General features: G+C 42.5%; 13 protein-coding genes. 4 read left to right on the forward strand and 9 right to left on the reverse strand.

The features are described 5' to 3' along the window. Positions 1 to 152: 152 nt before the first annotated feature. From H2O73_RS05375 to H2O73_RS05410, 8 genes are all read right to left on the reverse strand, one after another. Positions 153 to 1,187, reverse strand: a complete 1,035-nt coding sequence (locus H2O73_RS05375) for a histone deacetylase family protein (RefSeq protein ID WP_182107380.1) — start codon at positions 1,185 to 1,187, stop codon at positions 153 to 155. Beyond that, on the reverse strand, positions 1,187 to 2,215 hold the full coding sequence (locus H2O73_RS05380; protein ID WP_182107382.1) for an ABC transporter substrate-binding protein: 1,029 nt from the start codon (positions 2,213 to 2,215) through the stop codon (positions 1,187 to 1,189). Before H2O73_RS05380 ends, H2O73_RS05375 begins: the two co-directional genes overlap by 1 nt. Before the next feature lie 222 nt (positions 2,216 to 2,437). Continuing rightward, positions 2,438 to 3,430: a murein tripeptide/oligopeptide ABC transporter ATP binding protein OppF gene (gene oppF, locus H2O73_RS05385; protein ID WP_281364211.1), complete on the reverse strand. Its 993-nt coding sequence runs from the start codon at positions 3,428 to 3,430 to the stop codon at positions 2,438 to 2,440. After that, positions 3,427 to 4,398, reverse strand: a complete 972-nt coding sequence (locus H2O73_RS05390; protein WP_182107384.1) for an ABC transporter ATP-binding protein — start codon at positions 4,396 to 4,398, stop codon at positions 3,427 to 3,429. The genes oppF and H2O73_RS05390 overlap by 4 nt, the downstream gene beginning before the upstream one ends. A gap of 28 nt (positions 4,399 to 4,426) precedes the next feature. Further along, complete coding sequence (gene oppC / locus H2O73_RS05395; RefSeq protein ID WP_182107386.1) at positions 4,427 to 5,329, reverse strand: oligopeptide ABC transporter permease OppC; 903 nt, start codon at positions 5,327 to 5,329, stop codon at positions 4,427 to 4,429. A 15-nt stretch (positions 5,330 to 5,344) separates the two neighbouring features. Further along, a complete protein-coding gene (gene oppB / locus H2O73_RS05400) occupies positions 5,345 to 6,265 on the reverse strand; it encodes an oligopeptide ABC transporter permease OppB (protein WP_182107388.1) in 921 nt (306 codons plus the stop codon). A gap of 102 nt (positions 6,266 to 6,367) precedes the next feature. Continuing rightward, positions 6,368 to 7,990: an ABC transporter substrate-binding protein gene (locus H2O73_RS05405; RefSeq protein ID WP_182107390.1), complete on the reverse strand. Its 1,623-nt coding sequence runs from the start codon at positions 7,988 to 7,990 to the stop codon at positions 6,368 to 6,370. Between the two features lie 532 nt (positions 7,991 to 8,522). Further along, entirely contained in the window at positions 8,523 to 9,242 is a 720-nt protein-coding gene (locus H2O73_RS05410) for an SDR family oxidoreductase (RefSeq protein ID WP_182107392.1), read from the reverse strand. A gap of 157 nt (positions 9,243 to 9,399) precedes the next feature. Between H2O73_RS05410 and H2O73_RS05415 the strand changes: the two genes are divergently transcribed. From H2O73_RS05415 to H2O73_RS05430, 4 genes are all read left to right on the forward strand, one after another. Then, entirely contained in the window at positions 9,400 to 10,311 is a 912-nt protein-coding gene (locus tag H2O73_RS05415; protein WP_182107394.1) for a LysR family transcriptional regulator, read from the forward strand. A gap of 280 nt (positions 10,312 to 10,591) precedes the next feature. Next, entirely contained in the window at positions 10,592 to 14,047 is a 3,456-nt protein-coding gene (locus H2O73_RS05420) for an ATP-binding protein (RefSeq protein WP_182107396.1), read from the forward strand. A 2-nt stretch (positions 14,048 to 14,049) separates the two neighbouring features. After that, positions 14,050 to 15,789: an EAL domain-containing protein gene (locus tag H2O73_RS05425; protein WP_182107398.1), complete on the forward strand. Its 1,740-nt coding sequence runs from the start codon at positions 14,050 to 14,052 to the stop codon at positions 15,787 to 15,789. Continuing rightward, positions 15,789 to 17,414: a response regulator gene (locus H2O73_RS05430; RefSeq protein ID WP_182107400.1), complete on the forward strand. Its 1,626-nt coding sequence runs from the start codon at positions 15,789 to 15,791 to the stop codon at positions 17,412 to 17,414. The genes H2O73_RS05425 and H2O73_RS05430 overlap by 1 nt, the downstream gene beginning before the upstream one ends. A 174-nt stretch (positions 17,415 to 17,588) precedes the next feature. Here the strand turns inward: H2O73_RS05430 and H2O73_RS05435 are convergent, their stop codons facing one another. Next, positions 17,589 to 22,007: an SslE/AcfD family lipoprotein zinc metalloprotease gene (locus H2O73_RS05435; protein WP_182107408.1), complete on the reverse strand. Its 4,419-nt coding sequence runs from the start codon at positions 22,005 to 22,007 to the stop codon at positions 17,589 to 17,591. Positions 22,008 to 22,227: the final 220 nt, after the last annotated feature.

The following is a 22,227-nucleotide window of genomic DNA, read 5'->3' on the forward strand; positions in this document are numbered from 1 at the left end:
TCTAACCAATTAATGATTCTATTAATTTAATCTCAATCCAGTATAGAGCGCAGCGTGATTCAGTTAAGGGGAATAAATTGCAGAAGTTGTTCTAATTTTTCTAACAACCATATAAAAATCGCCCCTGCATGGATTCTGCAAGGGCGATTAAATTAACTCATAAAGCCATCAAGAACGGCAACGGTGTTGTATCCGAGGTCATCAACTGCGTAACCTCCTTCAAACACGAACAGAGTTGGAATACCTAGCGTACTCAGTTGCTCACCGATTGATTGATAATCTTCACGTTTAAGCTTGAAGTAGCTAATTGGATCATGTTCGTAAGTGTCCATACCCAACGAAATGACCAAGGCTTCAGCCCCAAATGATCGAATCTTTTCAAGTGCGGTAGTCAATGCTGGTGCGTACAGAGACCAGTCCGTTTTGCCTTGTGGCAACGGTAAGTTAAGGTTGTAACCTCTGCCTTTGCCCTCGCCAGTTTCATCAGCAAAACCTAGGTAGTGTGGATAGTCGTAATCTGGGTCCCCATGGATGGAAACAAACAACACATCGTCACGGTCGTAGAAAATGCTCTGCGTACCATTACCGTGATGGTAATCCAAATCCAAAATCGCCACTTTCCCTTTGCCATTTCGGCGCAGTGATTCTGCCGCCATCGCAGCGTTGTTGATATAACAGTAGCCACCCATCATATCGGGAGCGGCGTGATGCCCAGGCGGACGACATAAAGCGAACGCCGAATGTTCACCATTGGTGATCATTTTGGCCCCCGTGAGAGCGCAGTCTGCCGCGGCTTGGATTGCCTGCCAACTGGTCTTGGTAATCGCAGCCGTCATATCAAAGCTGTAATAACCGAGCTTGCCTTCAATATCTTTAGGAATTCGATGGCGTAAGTAGCGCGGGCTAACAAAGCAGTATGGCGATGCGTCATGCTCATCACCAAAGCGCTCTTCCCATTCAGACCAAGCCGATTGCAAGAACTCTACATAATCTTGAGTATGAACCCAAAGCATTGGCGCAATGCCAAAGCTTTCTGGTTCACTCACCGTAAAGCCACCATGCTCACTTATCGCATTAAGCACCATGTCAGCACGTTCTGGTTTTTCAAAACACGCCGTTGGTTCGCCTGAGAGAAACTCATACTTCACGCGATGAAGTCGTTGTTTTTCGGTGTAGATAACTTTCACTATTTCTTAAGCTCCATCCAGTAACGTTCGTAAACACTCACTGCTTCACCAACACTACCTAAGAATTGCCCTTTTTGCTTCACATCTGCAGGTGGGAAAATAATTTCGCTATCGCGGATCTCTGTTGGCAAAAACTCCATCGCATGTAAGTTCGGCACAGCATAGCCAATCTCTTTAACGATAGTGGCTTGGTTTTCTGGCTCTAGCAGGAAGTTGATAAACGCGTATGCCGCTTCTTTATTCTCTGACTGCTTAGGAATAACAATATTGTCCATCCAGAAGATGGCACCTTCTGCTGGGTAAACAAATTGAATTGCTGAGTTTTCTTTTTGTGCGCGATAAGCGGTACCATTCCACTGCATACCAACATTCACTTCACCCGTAACCAGTGGTACATGTGGCGCATCTGAATTGAACACAGTCACGTTTGGTTTAATCTTTTGTAAACGTTCAAATGCTTGTTTCAACTCCGCGGCATCTTGAGAGTTCACATTGTGACCATCAAGAATGAGTGCCATACCCATAACATCACGAACATCGTCTGTCAGTAATAGCTGACCCGCGTATTCGCTGTTCCACAAATCTGCCCAGCTATCAATTTGACTACCGTCGATGGCATCTGCGTTGTACGCAATCGCCGTACTGCCCCACATATATGGGATTGAGTAGTTGTTCTCAGGGTCAAAGTTTTGGTTCAAAATCGTCGAATCTAACTGAGCGAATTGTTTGATTTTCGATTTATCTAGCTTATGCAGCAAATCATCATTCGCCAGCTTAGAAACGTAGTAAGTGGATGGAACAACGATGTCGAAACCTTGACCGTTTAGCAATTTAAGCTTGGCATACATGGTTTCGTTACTTTCGAAGGTCGCATAATTAACTTTAATGCCGGTTTCTTTGGTGAAGTCTTCGATGATCGATTGAGGTAGGTATTCAGACCAGTTATACACATTCAGTGTGGTTGAAGCGAAAACTGGAGAGGAAGCAATAAGGCCAAATACAGCCATTGAAACAAGTGATTTTTTCATTTTACGTTAACATACTATCAGTGGGTCAAGACGCAGGATTACGCCAAGTGGGATTAGATAGCATACGGAATTCTAAATCAAGACGACGTGCCATATACAACTGACTCAAATCAACATTCTGCCTTTAGTGCCCAGAAAATAGCCGCCATTATTTTATTCAGATATAAAAAAAGCGCGACCTACTAAGAAGCCGCGCTATAGCCCGTCACAGGCTGAATTAGTTTAGATAATTACATTCAAACAAGAAACAGCATGAACATCTGTACCTTGAATGGTTGGTCTCTGTTTTGAGCACAACTCGGTTGCTTCTGGACATCGAGTGCGGAAAACACAGCCTGATGGAGGGTTAATTGGCGACGGTAAGTCACCTTCCAACATTTGAATTTTCTTCTTACGCTCAAGAGCAGGATCAGGGATCGGTACGGCTGACATTAACGCACGCGTGTATGGGTGCTTAGGATCAGCAAACAGCGCTTCAGACTCACCCAGCTCTACCGCATTACCCAAGTACATTACCAAGACTCGGTCAGAAATGTGCTTCACTACCGACAAATCATGAGCAATGAATACCAACGATAAGCCCAACTCCTTTTGAAGTTCTTTCAAAAGGTTAACAACCTGAGCCTGAATCGATACATCCAGTGCTGATACTGGTTCATCACAAATGATCATCTTTGGCTTCAAGATCAATGCACGAGCAATACCGATACGCTGACACTGACCACCAGAGAATTCGTGCGGGTAACGGTTAATTACGTTAGGCAGTAGACCCACCTTCGCCATCATCTCTTTAACACGGTCTTTCACGTCTTGCTTTGGCAGTTCTGGATAGAAGGTTTCCAAAGGCTCAGCGATGATGTCGCCAACCGTCATACGTGGGTTCAGTGATGCCAACGGGTCTTGGAAAATCATCTGAATCTCTTTGCGAGTTTCACGACGTTGAACCGCTTTCATTTTGGTTAGATCTTGACCCAACCAAACCACTTCACCATCTGTTGCTTCAACCAAACCAATGATTGCACGAGCAAACGTTGACTTACCACAGCCTGACTCACCAACAACACCAAGGGTTTCGCCTTCGTATAAGCGAACGTCAACGCCATCTACCGCTTTTAGGTTTGATGGTTTGCTCCATGGCCAAGCAGACTTAGCTGCAATGCTAAAGTGTACTTTTAAGTTTTTAACATCTAACAGTAATTTTTTATCGACACTCATTTGCTCCAAGCCTCCCATTCAGAAAAACAAGCACGCTGGCGACCATCGCCAAATGGCGTCAAAATTGGTGCTTCACGTTTACATTGATCCAAGGCGCGATGACAGCGCTCTTGGTACGGGCAACCCGGTGGCAAACGTAATAAGTTTGGCGGGTTACCTGGGATGGTTGGAAGTACCTCACCTTCCGTATCCAAACGAGGAATCGCTTTCAACAGACCTTCCGCGTATGGGTGACTCGGTTGGTAAAATATTTCATCGACAGTGCCATATTCCATTGTACGACCAGCGTACATTACCAGCACTTTGTCACACGATCCTGCAACCACACCTAAGTCATGAGTGATCATGATAATCGCAGTATTAAACTCACTTTTCAGTTCGTTTAGTAGGTCCATAATCTGCGCTTGAACCGTCACGTCTAGTGCCGTGGTCGGTTCATCAGCAATCAACAATTTAGGGCGGCATAGCAATGCCATTGCAATCATTACACGCTGGCGCATACCACCAGAAAACTCGTGTGGGTACATGGTGATACGTTTACGCGCTTCTGGAATCTTTACCGCTTCCAGCATGCGAACTGACTCTTCAAATGCTTCTGCTTTACCCATGCCTTTATGTAGCATTAACACTTCCATAAGCTGATCGCTTACTTTCATGTATGGGTTTAATGAAGTCATTGGATCTTGGAAGATCATCGCAATCTGCTCAGCACGAACTTTATTCAGTTCCTTCTCGCGCAGATTGAGAATTTCTCGACCTTCAAATTTCGCACTACCGGAAATGATGCCGTTTTTGGCAAGCAAACCCATGATAGCGAAAACCGTTTGTGATTTACCTGAACCTGACTCACCGACAATACCCAAGGTTTCACCTTGTTCTAGAGAGAAGTTCAGATCGTTGACTGCGGTGACAATACCATCTTGAGTGGTAAACTCTACGCGCAGATCTTTAACATCTAATAAGCTCATCTTTGCTTCCTTAATCTTAGAATTTTAATTATCTGTCTTTCGGATCAAGCGCATCACGCAGACCGTCACCAACGTAGTTGAAGCAGAATAGAGTTACTACCATGAACAGCGCAGGGAATGCTAACTGCCAAATTGCAACTTCCATTGTTTGCGCACCCTCTTGAAGTAACGCGCCCCAACTTGTCATCGGCTCTTGAACACCAAGACCAAGGAATGAAAGGAATGATTCAGTCAGAATCATGCTTGGAATAAGCAGCGTTGAGTAAACCGCTACGATACCCAAAACGTTCGGTACGATATGGCGAGTAATAATCTTCCAATTACTCACGCCCGATACATGTGCCGCTTCGATAAATTCTTTACTACGCAGGCTCAATGTTTGACCACGTACAATACGCGCCATATCTAGCCAAGCAATGGCACCAATAGCAACGAAGATCAAAATGATATTACGACCAAAGAATGTCACGAGTACGATAACAAGGAACATAAATGGCACTGCGTAAAGTATTTCAAGAATACGCATCATGACACGGTCAGTACGACCACCGATAAAGCCAGAAGCTGCACCGTAAAGTGTACCGATCAATACCGCTACCAATGCACCCATCACCCCGACCATTAGAGAGATACGGCCACCAATGAGTGTACGTACATAGAGATCACGACCCAGCGAGTCAGTACCAAACCAATGCTCAGCGTTTGGACCTACATGCATCGCGTACCAATCAGTGTCATCAAATGCATACGGCGCGATCATTGGTAGAATAATTACTGCCAATGTCATCAAAACAAGAATAAATAAGCTCACCATCGCTGCTTTATTGCGCATAAAGCGGATACGAGCATCTTGCCATAAACTGCGACCTTCAATTTCTAAGTTCTCAGAGAACTTCTCGATCGCTTCAAGGTTTTCTTTTTTAGTTAACATAACCATACGTCCCTGTTAGTAGCGAATTTTCGGGTCGATCATTGCTAGTAAGATATCAACGATAGCGTTGAACAAAATGAATAGGAAACCAATCAAAATGGTGACACCCATTACTAGCGAGTAATCGCGGTTAAAGGCTGCATTGACGAACAATTTACCGATGCCAGGTAGACCGAAAATAGTCTCAACCACAACTGAGCCGGTAATGATGCCAACGAACGCAGGCCCCATATAAGACACAACAGGAAGCAATGCTGGTTTAAGAGCATGCTTAATAATGATATAGCGGTAACTTAAGCCTTTCGCTCGTGCGGTACGAATAAAGTTACTGTTTAGGGTTTCAATCATTGAACCACGGGTAATACGGGCAAACGTCGCGACGTAGAGCAATGACATTGCAATCACGGGCAGAACAATGTATTGCCAGCTTCCATCATTCCAACCACCCGCAGGGAGCACCTTTAGATTAAGGGCAAAAATGTAGATAAGTGCGGGTGCCAAAACAAAGGACGGCAGCACAACACCTAACATGGCGGTAGACATAACGGTGTAGTCCACCCAAGTATTTTGCTTGAGTGCGGATATGGTTCCGATCGACACACCAAGTAATACAGTAAAGATAAACGCGATGGCACCAATTTTAGCCGAAACCGGTAAAGCTACTGAGATCAGTTCATTTACTGAATAATCTAAGTACTTAAATGAAGGACCAAAATCACCTTGGACAACATTGGTTAAGTACGTGAAGTACTGCTCTGATACTGGCTTATCAAGCCCGTATTTTGCTTCAATGTTCGCCATTACTTCTGGTGGTAAAGGACGCTCACTTGAGAATGGGTTACCCGGTGCGAAACGCATGAGAAAGAAAGATACGGTGATCAAAACCAACATTGTTGGGATCGCCTCAAATATCCTTTTTGCGATAAATTTAAACATAAATTCGCTCTTTCAGTCTGTGACAGTTAAATGTAACAAGACCCTGCACGTGAAAAATCACGTGCAGTGCCTATATTGTTATAGTTCTATTTATTCGATCGATTACTTAATGATGTATAGATCTTTAGAGTAGATTTTCTCTTCAGCGTTTCCATCTGGGAAACCGCCAACTTTTTGAGAAAGAAGACGTGATTTCACGTATTGATAGATAGGCGCCAGTGGCATATCGTTCGCTAGCATGATTTCCGCTTCACGGTATAACGCAGTACGCTCTTCTTCTGAAGTAGCTTGAATCGCTTTCTCCATCACTTGATCGTATGCTTTGCTATCGTAGTGAATACCGCCAGTGGTGTTGCCGCTCTTCATTAGCGTTAAGAACGATGAAGCTTCGTTGTAGTCACCACACCAACCAGCACGAGCGACTTCGAAGTTACCTGAGTCTTTCGTTGATAGGTATGTTTTCCACTCTTGGTTTTCTAGTGTGACGTTAAGACCAAGGGTCTTCTTCCACATAGAGCCAAGTGCTACAGCAATCTTTTTATGGTTTTCAGATGTGTTGTAAAGTAGAGAGAACGATAGTGGGTTGTCTTTACCGTAACCCGCTTCAGCCAATAGACGTGCCGCTTCTGCATTACGTTCTTTTTGAGTCATTTGACCATACGCTGGCGCTTCTGGATCGAAGCCAGCGGTAATTTCAGGCGTTAGGAAGTAAGCAGGTTTTTGACCTTGAGCAAGAATAAGATCAGTAACTACGTTACGGTCAATCGCGTAAGAGATCGCTTTACGAACGCGAACGTCGTCAAATGGCGCTTTCTTAGTATTGAATAGGTAGTAGTAGGTACACAGGTTACCGACAACTGAAACTGATTCAGGGTGCTCTTTTTGTAAGCGCTTAAAGTGCTCAACTGGCAATTCCATTGTGAAATCAATTTCGCCCGATAAGAAACGGTTCATTTCTGACACTTGGTTTTCAATCGGAAGGAAAGTTACTTGATTGATAACTGTCTTATCATTGTCCCAGTACTTCTCATTGCGCTTAAGCACTAGGCGCTCATTCACAACCCATTTATCAACCGTGTAGGCACCGTTACCAACGAAGTGTTCCGGTTTAGTCCATTGATCACCATATTTCTCAACGGTCGCTTGATGTACAGGAGACGTTGACTGGTGTCCCATCATCATAACGAAGTATGGTACTGGAGAGTCAAGTTCAACGACGAGAGTTTTGTCATCAAGTGCTTTTACACCTAGCGTTTCTTTGTCAGCTTTACCTGCGATGATCGCTTTCGCGTTCTTCATTTTGGTGTATTCCATGTACCAAGAGTACGGAGACGCGGTATTAGGATCAACTAAACGCTGGAAGCTAAACACAAAGTCTTGCGCTGTAACAGGGTCACCATTTGACCATGTAGCGTCTTTACGGATATGGAAAGTGTAGGTTTGGTTATCGGTAGTTTCCCAGCTTTCAGCAGCACCAGGGATTGTGTTGCCGTCAGCATCTTGGTTCACTAGTCCTTCTAGAAGATCACGAATAACGTGAGACTCTGGAACACCTTGAGATTTATGCGGGTCAATTGTGGCAACTTCCGTACCGTTACCACGAACAAGTTCTTGTTTATCCGCTAACTGAACGCCAGCTGGAACTTCAGCAGCAAAAGTTGCGGTAGAGGCCATTGCTAGACCAGCACCTAAAAGAAGGGCCTGAGTGATTTTATTCTTATACATGCGTAAAACTCCAAGTTTTTCATTTGCATCCATGACTTCTCTGCATGATCACTGAACGGCAGCGATCAAAAAATTACCTTGCTCATCTTTCAAACAGATAACTCTAAATTCATACAGAGATTGCCGCACACATTATCAATCATCGAAGTAATTTGCCATTAAAATGTATTAAAAAAAAGAATAATTCTTTTAATAAAACCAATGAATAGTGAATAACACTAAATATTATTTAATGATTGATATTATTAATCGCCATCAACAAAACCAATAGTTTGAACTACCGAATCTGCTGGCTTGATACTTTTTTGCAGCATTTTATGCCGATATGATAGCAATTAAATTAACATCGCTCTTACATTGCACATCACAGATAACATAATCCATTACCTGGACTCACGGTAAATGCGATAAAGCTCACACTCAAAATTATCCACTTATGTTTCGCTTTCTTTTTACAGGGAATCGCCTCGCACCTCTAAACAGCAAATACAAAAAAAGCCCCAAATAAGGGGCTTGTTAAGCGATGTTTCGATTAAGGCTGTTGACGCGTTGGAGCAATCACTATTTCACGTACACAAACGCCTTGTGGCTGGTTGTAAGCATATTCAACCGCTCGTGCGATGTCATCGGCTGCCAATACACCACCCATTTCATCTTTCCAGCTATCGTAACCCGCTTTAATCTCATCTGATGAAGTGTGAGACAACAGTTCCGTTTCAACCGCACCAGGGGCAATTGTCGTTACGCGTACATCAAAATTTGCAACTTCTTCGCGTACGTTTTCTGAAATAGCGTGTACCGCAAATTTGGTTCCGCAGTATGCCGCGTGGTTAGGGAAAGTCTTACGACCAGCAACTGAGCTAATGTTGATGATGGTACCACTACGGCGCTGTTTCATTGGTGCCAGTACCGCTTGCATACCATTCATTAAGCCAATCACGTTTACATCAAACATGCTTTTCCATTCTGCTGGGTCTTGTACATCAAGCTCGCTCAGCAACATCATGCCTGCATTGTTTACGATACAATCTGTCGGTCCAAATTGCGCTTCTGCTTTTTCAATTGCCGCTTCAAATGATGCCTTATCTAATACATCAACCTTTTCACATAATGTATTTGGCAAATTAAGTGCTTCAAGACGCTCCATGCGACGAGCAATAAGAAGTAATGGGTGACCTGCACTACTTAGACGACGAGCAATCGCTTCACCAATACCTGAACTTGCACCTGTGATTACAATTAGCTTTTTCATTTTAATCTCCAATAATCATTTGAATAGCCGAGCATTCTCTGCGGCAATGACGGTATCTTACTCATAGGTTGATCGTTGATATATAGCATTTAAGTTCAATCACTGTTGCACAGCTGCAACAATATGCGATACTCCAATAAAACTCGGAGGCACTTAAATGCTGAACAATATCAACCTGTCTGATATACGCTCGTTTATACTAATAGCTCAATTGGGCAATTTTACTAAGGCGGCCGAAGCACTCGAAGTGTCTCGTTCTCACGTTTCTCGCCAGATAAGCGCATTGGAAAAGCAGATGGGGGTAACGCTTCTTACTCGGACCACGAGAACACTCCGTATGACTCAAGCTGGTGAACGTTTTTTCCACCAATGTGAAAGTGCTTTAAAACAAATAGACCAAGCACTTATTGCTGCTGCTGATGACACCAAGCAAGTCCAAGGTTTGATTAGAGTAAACTGTGTTGGCGGGTATCTTGGCGAAGAGATGATTGCACAAGCTATAGCGGAATTTATGCTGCAATACCCACAAGTCACGGTTGACCTTGATTTCTCCAGCCCAAGAATTGACTTAATAGAAGACCAATTCGATGTCGCCTTTCGCATGGGTACACTAGAAGATGCTGGTTTTATTGCAAAACACTTGATGGATGTTGATATGGTGACACTTGCCAGCCCTTGTTATGTCGACAGGTATGGCGCACCACTCCACCCAAAAGAGCTATCGCAGCACCGAACTTTGACAGGGTCTGTCACTAAATGGAGTTTCATTAGCGCTGATAGCGAAAAAAAACATTACGACATTCACGTAAAAGGGAAATTCACTTGTAAAAACGGGCGTGCTCTAATAAAAGCGGCAACACTTGGCAATGGTCTCATTCGAGTACCAAAAGTTTATTGTGAAGAGGAGTTGTCTCAAGGCAATTTGGTCGAAGTTATGCCCGACTGGAGAATAGCCAGTGTTCCCTTCTCAACCATATTCCATAAAGATCGTTATCAACCAAAACGAATTCGAGTCTTCGTGGATTTTGTCTCCCTATGGTTTCAAAACCGGCTCAGTTCAATGTCATAGCCCCTTGTACAGCAGTTGAGTCAACCAAAGACCAACGGAAAATCCCGTGTTGCAGGATAAATCTTACATTTTATCCTACTGAATAATAAAGAGTTTTATTCGGGTCACATTTTCTTTTGACAGCATAACTAATGCTGATAAAATCGCCGCCTTTATCATTTTACAAGCAACTCCTACCGTGTTCAGATTGGTATTAATCGCACTGTTTTTCCTTAATACAATTTTCTTTTCTGTTTCTAGTTATGCCACCAGCACTTCCGACAAGGTTTTGGTCATTGCTATGCCTACAGAAAAATGGGCACCATATTGGGGAGGCGTCGAAAACCCATCTGGGCTATATCATTCGCTATTGAACACCATCGCGGATAGTTTGAATTATACAATTATTTATCGCGGTTATGACTCGTTTGACGAGATATTCCAAGCACTCGAAAATAATCAGGTCGACGCGACTATTGGATTTGTACGAAACGGAGAACGTAAGCGCAACTTTAATTTCACCGAGCCAGTGTTATCTCTGAAGAAAGTAATTTGGTTGCGTGATGATGCACTACGTGAAGAACCATTCTCAGAATGGGAATGGGTGTGTGTTGAAGGTGGGCTTGATTGCGAAGTCATTCAAGGTCTAGGTGCGACTAAAATAACGACGTCTGAAAAAATTGGTATCGTTTCGCAGATCATCAAGCAAGGTGCTGCCGATGCTGCACTAACTACCATTATGGAAGTTGAGCAGTATATTAACGACCCTATCCATTCTAAAGGTCGACTAATTCTCAACAAAAATATTGGTACCGTCAAAATTGGGCTAATGGTGGCAAAAGAAAATATTCAACTTAAAGCCATCTTGGATAAGGCTATCCAAACCAATCAATTGGCATTAAAAAGCTCACGATTGTCTAATATCCACCTTTTGAATGAGTCCACTCAATGGGAGCTATTACAAAACCAACAGAAAAGTAAAACCATACGATATACCATTTCTTCAAAAGCTTACCCTCTGTCGTATTACGACCCTAAAACTCAACGTGTTGAAGGCTATATTCACGACCTATTGGATCTATTAGAAAAGAAAACACTTTTTAGCTTCGAATATGTCCCTACCAAAGGAAGAAATGTCGAGGATATGCTGAAAGATGGTACAGTTGATCTACTGCCTGGTCACTATACCCATCAGTTGGATAATACAAGTGTACTAACAACTCAGGCATATACATCTACCGATTACGGCTTAATTGAAACGCGAGATCAATACAGCGAGCGTAAACTCGGAATATTAGACCCAACCAACGTGCTATGTCGTTATATTGATAGAATCCGTCTATATGAACCACTCACCGTCTACACCAACACGGCAGCATTATTAGAGGCGTTAAACTCTGGTGATATCACTCACGCACTCGTCGACCAAACGATTATCGATAACTATATAAACCACTATCGTGAACCGTATTTCCGCACGATCGACAAACCTAGATACATGGATTTCACCACGCCGTTAACAATGGTGGTCAGAAAAGATTCTGAACTACTGCACAACATGCTATCGCGGACATTGTCTATTACATCCGGTACAGAGATTGATACGTTAAAGAGTCTACACAATAATCTCATTATCAATTACGGTTATGATAAAGAGACCATCAACTCTTATGTAGTATGGATTGTCATCGCCTCTTCAATAATGATGTTAGGTGCTGTGATTCTATTTTACACACTATCTAAGCTGTTAAAACGTACGCAGAAAATTAACCAACTGTCACAAAATGAAGTGAACTGGCTTTCTACGTTATTAGATAATATGCCAAGTATGATTCTCATCACCGACCGTCATGGCAAAGTGGTTTTCACCAATAGTGCGTATATCAATACCATTCAGCAGTGTCGCTGTGAGCCAAATAAAAGTAAGCATGAAAGATGCCCTTTTATTGCTCAAGCATTAGCGCAACAAAACTCTGCCGTTTTCCAGTTTCCCAACTGTGATTGCCTGTTAGCCAATCGTCATTTTAACATTCGCCATCAGATCATTACCCATCCAGATCATGGTTCAAAACATCATATGACGGTGATTGATGACATCAGCGAAGATAAGCAAAAAGAAGAAGAACTGCAGATATCTAATCAGCGTGCAATGAAGGCCATTTCGGCTAGAAACGAGTTTTTGGCCGTAGTTAGCCATGAGTTGCGCACGCCGATTGCCGCTATGTTAGGTCTTATGGAGCTATTGCAGTTTAACTTACGCAATCAGCAAGATATTGAGCTACTTAAAAACGCAATTCAATCTGCACAGCGTCTTAAGACCCAAGTGAATGAAATATTGGATTTTTCAAAGATTGAAGCCAGTCAGCTACAGATCGATATACGCTGCCACAATTTATACAGCGAACTATGCCCTACTCTGAGAGGCTACGAAACTGCAACACAATTGAAAGGTCTAAAATTCGTCCTCAATTGGGTGCCTAGTGAAGTGATAAGAGCAGAGTTTGATGCGCTACGTACCAATCAGATATTGGGTAATGTGCTCTCTAATGCACTCAAGTTTACCGATATTGGTAGCATTGAAGTATTTATTCATGCCACGACGAGCACTCTCACTATCTCAGTCCAAGATAGTGGCTGTGGTATGAACGAGCAGCAAATAAACAGCGTCTTTGAACCTTTTATTCAAGCGGATAAAGGGATTTCTCGTCGCTATGGCGGAACTGGTCTTGGTATGAGCATAACCAAAAACCTCGTTGAGCTAATGGGGGGAACAATCGATGTTTCGAGTATGCAGTCACAAGGGACGTTAGTTAGCTGTACTATTCCTTTGGTCATGGTCGAGACACCATTCCACGAGGCTCAAGTCAACCCCAGCAATATGTCATCTTCTCATGTGCAGGGTTGGCTTGCTGCTTGGCAACACCAGCCATTGATAGAACATAATGAAGACCGTCATACTCAGGAGAACTTCTACCCTGATAAGTTATACGATCTGCATCAAATCGAGGCTGCAAAACAAGGCGAAACGCAATCGCTCACGATAGAGAAGCCAAAGGGCAAAGTGTTAGTTGCCGATGATGACAGAATCAACCAAATGCTGTTACACAAGCAATTGACATTGCTTGGGGTCGATTTCCACATTGTTGAATCCGGTCAAGAAGCATTCGACTACTTAGTCGAACACAAGAGCGATATCTCCTTGGTGCTTACCGACTGCCACATGCCTGATGTTGACGGTTTTCAGCTCACAAAATCGATTAAAACGCACTACCAAATGTTTGGGTTATTGCCGGTTATAGGATGCACCGCTGAAGATTCGCGAGTGGTTGCAGAAAAAGCTCATCACTGTGGAATGAATGATGTACTGTATAAGCCATACACTCTAGAAGGTTTGCGACAAGTGTTGAGCCCTTACTTATCTGAAACTGAAGAGCCAATAATTGTCGTGCAAGATGAACATTTAGGTTGGTTATCTACTCATCCAAGCCATGAGCAACTAGAAATGGCGTCGGTTGTATTACAGTCATTTAGCCAAGAAATGCAGTTTCTTAACGACTCGAATAGCAAGGATGACACTGTCATTCATCGTATCAAAGGGTCATCTTCTTTGCTAAACATGACGACTTTGACAACCTTGAGCAAGCAATATGAAAAGTCTGATGATGCCGAGCAAAAAAACATCATAAAGCAGTCTGTCATCTCAGAACTAAGCACTATAAAAAATAAAATCACGCTGTGGCTTAACGAAAGGCAATAACAATGAAAATACTGATTATTGAAGATGATATTATTCAAGCAACAAAGCTGAAGTTATCTCTTAACGCTTTAGGCTACCAGCTCGTTTCAATTGCAAGAGATGCAAACACGGCACTTGAGATCTGTCAAAATGACCCAGCTGAATTCATTATCTGTGACATTAACCTTCCCGACATGGATGGCATTCAGATCTTGTCTAAGCTATCAGCATTCTCAACCAATGTCGGTATCGCTATCCACAGTGCGATGAAAGAAGACGTGATCGAACTGACCAGTAATATGTGTATCGCTGCGGGGTTTAAATTCGTAGACACGATTCACAAACCTCATACGCTGGCGGTATTGGAGCAAATGTTTGAACGCTTCAAGACAGGGACTGAGAGTTCAACAGAAGATGCAAAACACATTACGTTGACCGAGCAAGAAATTGAAAGCGCTTTTGAACAAAACTGGTTCGCGAATTTTTATCAACCTCAATTTGATGCTCAAACTCGACGAATCGTGGGAGTAGAGGCTCTAATTCGTTGTATTCACCCTCGATATGGTGTTTTAACGCCAGCAAGTTTCCTTGATACAATCCACCAACTCGATTTGTCGAATCGCTTATTTTGGCATGTCGCTGAAAAGGCGATTTCAGCAATAGCACTGTTTGGCCACAACATCAGCCTTTCAATCAACTTGAGTCAATCAAACTTCGAACAAGATATGTGTGATGATTTGCTTGAACTTTGTCGTCGACACAGTTTCGCCCCATCACGCTTAGTGCTCGAGTTGACCGAACATGAAGCCTACGCTTATTCACGCAATTCTCTGGCGAATTTAGCACGCCTACGCATGCACGGAATATGCCTTTCAATTGATGACTTTGGTACAGGACATGCTTCATTAAGCCAACTGTCCCTGCTACCGTTTACTGAATTAAAAATTGACCAAAGTTTTGTAAAAAACCTCACCACAAACTACCGCAACCAGCAACTCACTAGCATGTGTGTTCAGTTGGCGAACTCACTTGGGTTGAACTGCGTTGTTGAAGGTATCGAAGACGAAGCCACATTACAGTATTTGGTGGGATTAGGTGTCGATTGCTATCAAGGTTTCTATGCCTGTAAGCCTTTACCAATCTCAGCCTTATGGGAATATGTCAGCCAATCTATTGAGCTAAGCGCACTCGATGAAGTCGAAGAGCAATATGACGCCATCATCTTAAGCCCGAATGTCTCCTCTGCGCATGCTATTCATAAAACAATGGCAAAAGATGGTCTATTTGGTGCCATAAGCTTAGTAAAATCAGTACCACAATTACTCGACTATAACGACATCCAACAAGTCAGTTTACTGGTGCTTGATATCGATTTTATCGATGTGGATATTAACGACATACTTTCCCAATTAAGTTCAACCAACTTTATTGGCTCAGTGTGTTTATTGGAAGGCAATAACCCAATACAAAACGAGTTGACTAACCAACCTTATTACTGTTTTATTGCCAACAAGAACCCTCGTTATATCAAAACGATTGCTTCTACACTGCTAGACCGAGATAAAACCAGTATTCAGAAAATTTACCAAATTCTGTCTACCCAAGAAATTAACGTAGCTAACCTGCTTCTAAATGGACTGAACAATAAAAAAATTGCCGCTACCTTGGAAATTAGCGAAAAGACAGTTAGCACCTATAAAAACCGTATTTTTAAGAAACTAGACATTCAGTCTATTGTTGAATTGGCGCAATTTAGTAAGTAATGAAAACCTTCTCACATTTAAAAGTATTAATCATTGATGATGCTTCTATTGTTGTTGTGACATTAAAAAGCATGCTGATCAAGATTGGCTTCAATGACCGATTGATTAGCTACTGCTCTAGCTCAAGAGCGAGTATTCAACTCGCTCGTCAAGAATCCTACGACTTAATATTATGTGATTATAATTTAGGGCGTAGTATGAACGGTAAGCAAGTATTTGAAGAAATGAAATACCATGACTTACTGCATGAGAAATCAACGTTTGTTCTGATCACTGGCGAGAGTTCCTCGACGGTTGTGCATTCGATCATCGAACTAAAACCTGACGATTATCTACTCAAACCATTTAATGTATTGTCATTAAAAGAGCGCGTAAGTGCAGCGATAAGTCGCAAACATGCTTTATATCAACTCTATCATGCACAATCTAAACACCTTTACGAAGAAGGCGTTGAACTGTGTGATGAACTGCTCCCCTTTTATCCCGAGTACCATTTTACGATAGCTCGCTTCAAAGGTGAGTTTCTAAACCGCCTGCAATTGCATGACGAATCAAAGAAACTCTATGAGAGTATTCTTGAGCGTAAAGACTACGACTGGGCTACCATTGGTCTTGCAAACTCATTGATGCATTTAGGTGAGAAAAAAGCCGCTCACGGGATGATAAACAAGCTGCTCGCCTCTAAGCCTAACAGCACCGTGCTTCGTACCGCGGCTGCAAATTTAAGCCTGATCAATAATGAAATTCCGACAGCGATTCGCCATTTTGAGTTAGCCAGTAAGATTGTTCGTGGCAACTCTGAACGTGAGTTGGTGATTTGCAACTTATGCCTAGCCGTTGGCGACTATCAAAACGCGCTTGAGCGTTACCGTATTTATATGGAGATCAACAAAGAGACCTATCGAAATACGGTATTCGCGAAAATCAATTTAATCCGTGTCATTTTGTACTCATGTTACAACTGCTCAGCGGAAGAAAATGTTGCTCGTTTAAATGAAGCGAAGAGCCTTTACAGCCAGATAATTGGAATGAAGGAAGCGGCGAAGCTGCAAGTAGAGTTAGATTTAATTCTTGCGCACATAGCGATGGAAGAGAAGCAGTACAGCTTAGCCATTGGTAAGCTAAACCAAGTTCATCGCCAACTGAACTTAGCGCATTTTTATCCGCTTCATCAGTTTGCTTGGCTTTTAAACCATATGAACTTTGACACTGAATTCACCAAAATCATACCAAAATGCAGTGAGATCATTCAGCGTAAACAAAGCGAAAATGTCTATGCCAGCCAGATAACAATGCTCAACCAGCTTCAACAAGCCAATACGGAAAAACTGCTGTGGCTCGAGAGCAAACACCAATATATCAAGGCCAATAAAATGACCTTGACTGAACTGCTAAAAATATACATTGAGATTAATAATCGTTGTCCATTTTTACAGTCAGTTTGCATGAGTATTATCAAGTTACTTGCTCGTAGACTACCGAGAGATGCCGATATAAAGATGCTACTTAGGGTTGTCAATCAATGTGATACGGTCATCCGCCAACTGGTCGAACCCAGCGAGCTAGAAAAAGCAGACTATGACCAGCTGTATAATTCTATTGTTGATAATTACACCGAAGTTTAAGTCCGTGTCCCGTTTCTCTCTCTGCATTAACTTGATATTGTAAACAAAACGCTTGTTTCAATCTGATTTTGACAGGTTGACTAAGAACGAAAAAAGCCAAGTCATTTACGACTTGGCTTTCGAATTTACATCAATCAAATCCATTTATACGAATAGATGACGTAAACTTTGTTTCTAGTTCACGTAGTTGATCGTTAATGGGTTAACTTTCGGTTGCTTTAAGCCATCAATGCCAGCAACCATATCAAACGCTTGCTGAGTAAGTTCAGGGGTATATTCTGTTTCCCCTTCTGGTGGTGTCATCGACGTTTCTCCCACATTCCAAGCTCTAAAAAAGCTTGATAAATCGTATCCAGAAACGTAAGAGGCACAGGTCATCATCAAATTAGCACCCGATAATTGGGTATCAGCAGTACTGCAATAGTTCTTACCACTCTCGTCACCAATGACATCACCGCGCGCTTTACGATGCATCAACTTGAACATATTCCAACCTTGATCAGCATTGTAGATATCTGGCACATTAGAAACATACCAATCTGAGATATCAAAGTGGCTCTCAGCCCAAACTTTTAACTGACCAAACATCACTAGACGAATACCTGCATCACCATGTGCCCATGCGTGACCGTTATTGTCGCTTAACCAAGTTGGCGCATTTTTAATCGCAGTTTCAATTCGATTCATCTTTGGATTTTTGCGACCTTCCAGTTCTTGCATGTATAAGGCTAAGATATTATTCGTAACTTCTGTACTGCCTTTCGCTAGAAACGGTGCAGACGCTAAGTTATGCCCAGTTTCATGCCACAATAACCAGCCACTTTCGACCGAATCTAATTTAATCACTGACGAATTCTTGTCCATTCCTGAACTCATCACTGGGTAACCAGAGTGAGCGGCACCAATAGAAATTTGAACATCTTCAAAATAGCGATGGGCGAAACCTTCAAGACCTTTCACATCAACCGTCGTTTCATAAGTAAATCGACGGTGAGCAGACTCCTCTGTGATGCCGTCACGACCATAGAAATCACTTGCCGCGTTTGCGAATCGGTTCATATCAGCAATAAATTGGTCAATGTCAGCATTGATAAAGTTTTCCGATGGCGCAGTGTACACAAAATGTCCTGTGTCAATTTCACCCACTTTCGCAGCCGCATCTTGTGGTGAAATTACCCAGTCACCGTCTTGCCATAATGCGGCACGAGATACGTTAGTGAAAGTAAAGTTCGCTTTACCTGATTCCGTGCTTCCCAGCGGTTTTACGTAAATCAAACCACCATATGGCACCTCATATTGATCTTTACTGCCTGCAACATAAGTGAAGCTCTTTTGCAGCCTTGGCGGGCGTTTCAAGCTCACCTCATGTTGTGGGCGACCGGTGAGATCGTCCGCTAGCATGACAGTAATCGTCGCAGACACGTCACCATCTATCGTAAATGGTTGTAGTTGATTCGCCCATGCACCTGTAGATTGCATGTTGCCAGCAGAGAAAGTGACAGCTTTACCATCCGTTTCGATTTCGATCGACACATTTTGGTTTTCGGCAACATCCGGCTTTGTTGGGTATTGAGTCGTATCCACTTTGATATCGTAGTCGAAGTATGAACGGCCAAGCATAATGCGTGTTAATGGACGAATTTGATAGTTAAGTGGGTAATTTGGGTTTAGCTCATAATTACCTGCACTACCAATCAACATACCATTTTTAACCAGCTTATCTTCTAGCTCAGTTGAACATGGCACCGGTGTCCCACCCGCGCTCGCGCCGTGCTGACCATTGGTATAACAGTTCAGCATCTCTACCACTTTCTTAAAGCCTAGCTCATCAGTACTTGCGGTTTTATCAAAGTAATATTCATTGTCATTAGTAAACCACACTGACAAATTATCATAAGTTTGGTTTAGTTCTGTCAGTGACAAACGAATACCTTGCTTACCTTCTGTCGTGTAGTAAACCTCATGGTTAAGCAGTTTCTCAACGTTATCACCAAGGTTAGCAGCCTTCACCATGCCTTTTACATCAACATGAATTCGCTCAAAGTCACGGCGACCATAAGATTGCTCGGTAAAGCCAGTCCCTTTTCGAGTTTCTATACAGTTAAACTCAAACTCATACTTATCATTGGTACAAAGCGGTGTTGATGGAAAAGCGGCTTGTAGCTCTGTAATTGCAGCTTGCTTCTCTGACTCAGTATCGTAGCGAATCAAAGCGCTCTTCATGGTTTTATTGCCAGACTCATCAATATGTTCAAACTTCGGAACATAAAAATCGGTCATGTCTTCAGGCTTAACCCATTCAACTGTGCCGTCTGGCTTAACCGTAAATGGCTGCTCACCCGCTTTGACATCATCAAAACGAGTTAAAACAACAATGTTTCTCCCGTGGCGCACTTGAACCGCGGGATTTTTATTATCGTCACACCATTTATTGGCAGAGTTACCACAAGCGTTAGTAAAGGTACTCACCACATTTTGACCACCGACAGCAAGCCCTGCTGCATCCGCTAAGCGACCAATTGGCTCAGGGTTTACTTGCGGTAATGCGTCCATAAATAAAACACTACCACCTTGGTTAATGTAGTGAATTATGTTGGTGACATCGTCAATCGATAGATTAGGTTTTGAAATATCCGCAAAATTGTTGTTTAAATCACGCTTAGGCTCATAGGCCTGGAGGATCAATAACGGCGTATCTGCTGCGGATAAGTTATTAAACCCATCTTTCTGTAGCTTCTCTAAGTTGATACTAAATTGGTCGTCAATAAAGAAATCGTAAAGATTGCCGTAGCTATTGTGGTTATGGTAAAGCGCTTGGTCTATGTTGGTAGCCACATTGATTTTTAACGCATCAGGATAAATGCTTGAGCTGCCTGTCATCCAAGAGAAAAGATTCACAAAAAAGCGCTTCATACTCCCTTTATCGGAATGACTGTTATCCGGTGAGGTATTAGATGTACAACTCTTGGATTCCGAATTAACTCTACCCCAAACGTCCCAATACGTATCAGGGCAAGACAGAATTGACGGGTACATAGAGTTGCCCATAAAGACGACTTTCCCTTGACCAATTTCACCCGCGGCTACAAAAGGCAATTTGTAAGTGGTGTTGTCGCTCGATACGGTTGGAATCATCGCGTACATATCAACGCCATCAGCCGCATCAGGGTGCTCTGCGATGTGCGGATTCCCCTCACGAGACCACACCTCTTTTTCGCCAAGCGCTAACTGGTGGTTAATATCACCACGATCCATCGTCAAAGGAAACGCGCGATTGGACATGTTCAGCGTTCTCGTGCCGATAGCTTCACCAGAGTTCGCATATCCGCCTTGTGCGTTATGGAATACGTGAAAAACGTTAACGTCAGAATAAAGCTTGTTTAGTGTATCCGTTACTAGAGTGGCATTGTCATCGACAGAATAAACCAATGAACGATTACTGCCATTTCGACCTTGAAGAGATTCGCCATTAATTTCTGTATCAATAACTAATGCGAGACCTTGCTTAAACTGCTCATCAAACTCACTCGGTATTTTTAAAGGTTCACCGCTGGCATCCATCGCACCTTCCAGCGTGCCGCCATTTGGTAAGTTTAAATTAATCAATTCATTAATAACGTTAGGGTAATTGGCAAATACGTCATCTACGTTGTCTTTCACAATCAACGATTTGCCGCTAAGGTCACTGTAACGCTCAAGTAGCGATTGAATGTTTTCTTTCTTAATCTCGTTTTCTGTTACATCGGTGATCTTGTAACTTAATTGATTGCCCTTAAGCGTACCTATTTCAAACGTATCGATACCCAATGAGATACTGTCACCCCAAAGAAATTCGATAACACCATCAATTCCTGTTACGCCGGTTGAATTCGCTGAGTAATATTGAATGCCCGAAATAGTGTTGCCATCAATGTCAGTGAGTACACTTTTAGTTAGCGTTTTATTATTGCCACTCGGCTTATACGACAAGTTAGCTTCTGCAGATGCGGAAACAAAATTAGAACCTAAGTCCGAGCTGCCACCAGATGGCACTGGAGCCAAAGTAGGATCGTCGTGTGAACTTGGCGCTTTACCAACTTCATCCGTCGACTCATCTTTTTTAGTGTTCAAGAACAAATCTACTTCTTCTTGATTACTTAAAGAAGATTCGTTGAAGATACTTGCTATTTCCCATGTGCTTTTTTCTGCCAAACAGATTTGGCTATCACTTTTGCAATCACTAATACTATCTAATACAAGATGTGCATTGGTTTCATGACCCATTACAATTTTTAAGGAATGCTCTTTTACCAATGTTTTTCCAATTTCTTCTTTCGGATCTTCCGGTATTTCAAATTCACCCAGAGCAATACCTCCCAATAAACAGGAGACCGAATCGCCAGCATCTACTGTTAGAGGGTATGCACCTTCCATTTTTTGCCCATTACAATAAACATCTCCTGTAACCTCTTTACTTAAAGAAGTTAAGTTCACTTGGTATTGAGTTGTAGGTACTTCTGGCTCAGGGGTTGGCGTTGTTAAATCTAAACTAACATCATCCTTACAACCCGATATAGCAAGTAGAATCGATGTAAAAAGAAGAGTTTTCTTCACTTGGTTTCTCTCAATTAAGCCGTGCTTGGTATCACGGTAAAAACATATTTTGTTTAATTAGGAACTAGGCTGGCATTTTCTGAACGCATGTACTTTTTTATAGCCCCGCCTTCATTAACAACAGAGCTCTTTATTGGTTGCAATTTGAACAGAAAACAGACGTAGGTTGGTACTTTAGCTAACGAATAAGTTACGGTTTTCAAACATTAAGTTAGGTAAG

The organism is Vibrio marinisediminis (assembly GCF_014050145.1).
Classification (GTDB): Bacteria; Pseudomonadota; Gammaproteobacteria; order Enterobacterales; family Vibrionaceae; genus Vibrio; species Vibrio marinisediminis.

What these genes read in the sequence shown, in the direction of transcription:
- H2O73_RS05380 (WP_182107382.1), bottom strand. Translation starts at nt 2,215, where the DNA reads ATGAAAAAATCACTTGTTTCAATGGCTGTATTTGGCCTTATTGCTTCC.
- oppF (WP_281364211.1), bottom strand. Translation starts at nt 3,430, where the DNA reads ATGAGTGTCGATAAAAAATTACTGTTAGATGTTAAAAACTTAAAAGTA.
- H2O73_RS05390 (WP_182107384.1), bottom strand. Translation starts at nt 4,398, where the DNA reads ATGAGCTTATTAGATGTTAAAGATCTGCGCGTAGAGTTTACCACTCAA.
- oppC (WP_182107386.1), bottom strand. Translation starts at nt 5,329, where the DNA reads ATGTTAACTAAAAAAGAAAACCTTGAAGCGATCGAGAAGTTCTCTGAG.
- oppB (WP_182107388.1), bottom strand. Translation starts at nt 6,265, where the DNA reads ATGTTTAAATTTATCGCAAAAAGGATATTTGAGGCGATCCCAACAATG.
- H2O73_RS05405 (WP_182107390.1), bottom strand. Translation starts at nt 7,990, where the DNA reads ATGTATAAGAATAAAATCACTCAGGCCCTTCTTTTAGGTGCTGGTCTA.
- H2O73_RS05410 (WP_182107392.1), bottom strand. Translation starts at nt 9,242, where the DNA reads ATGAAAAAGCTAATTGTAATCACAGGTGCAAGTTCAGGTATTGGTGAA.
- H2O73_RS05415 (WP_182107394.1), top strand. Translation starts at nt 9,400, where the DNA reads ATGCTGAACAATATCAACCTGTCTGATATACGCTCGTTTATACTAATA.
- H2O73_RS05420 (WP_182107396.1), top strand. Translation starts at nt 10,592, where the DNA reads ATGCCTACAGAAAAATGGGCACCATATTGGGGAGGCGTCGAAAACCCA.
- H2O73_RS05425 (WP_182107398.1), top strand. Translation starts at nt 14,050, where the DNA reads ATGAAAATACTGATTATTGAAGATGATATTATTCAAGCAACAAAGCTG.
- H2O73_RS05430 (WP_182107400.1), top strand. Translation starts at nt 15,789, where the DNA reads ATGAAAACCTTCTCACATTTAAAAGTATTAATCATTGATGATGCTTCT.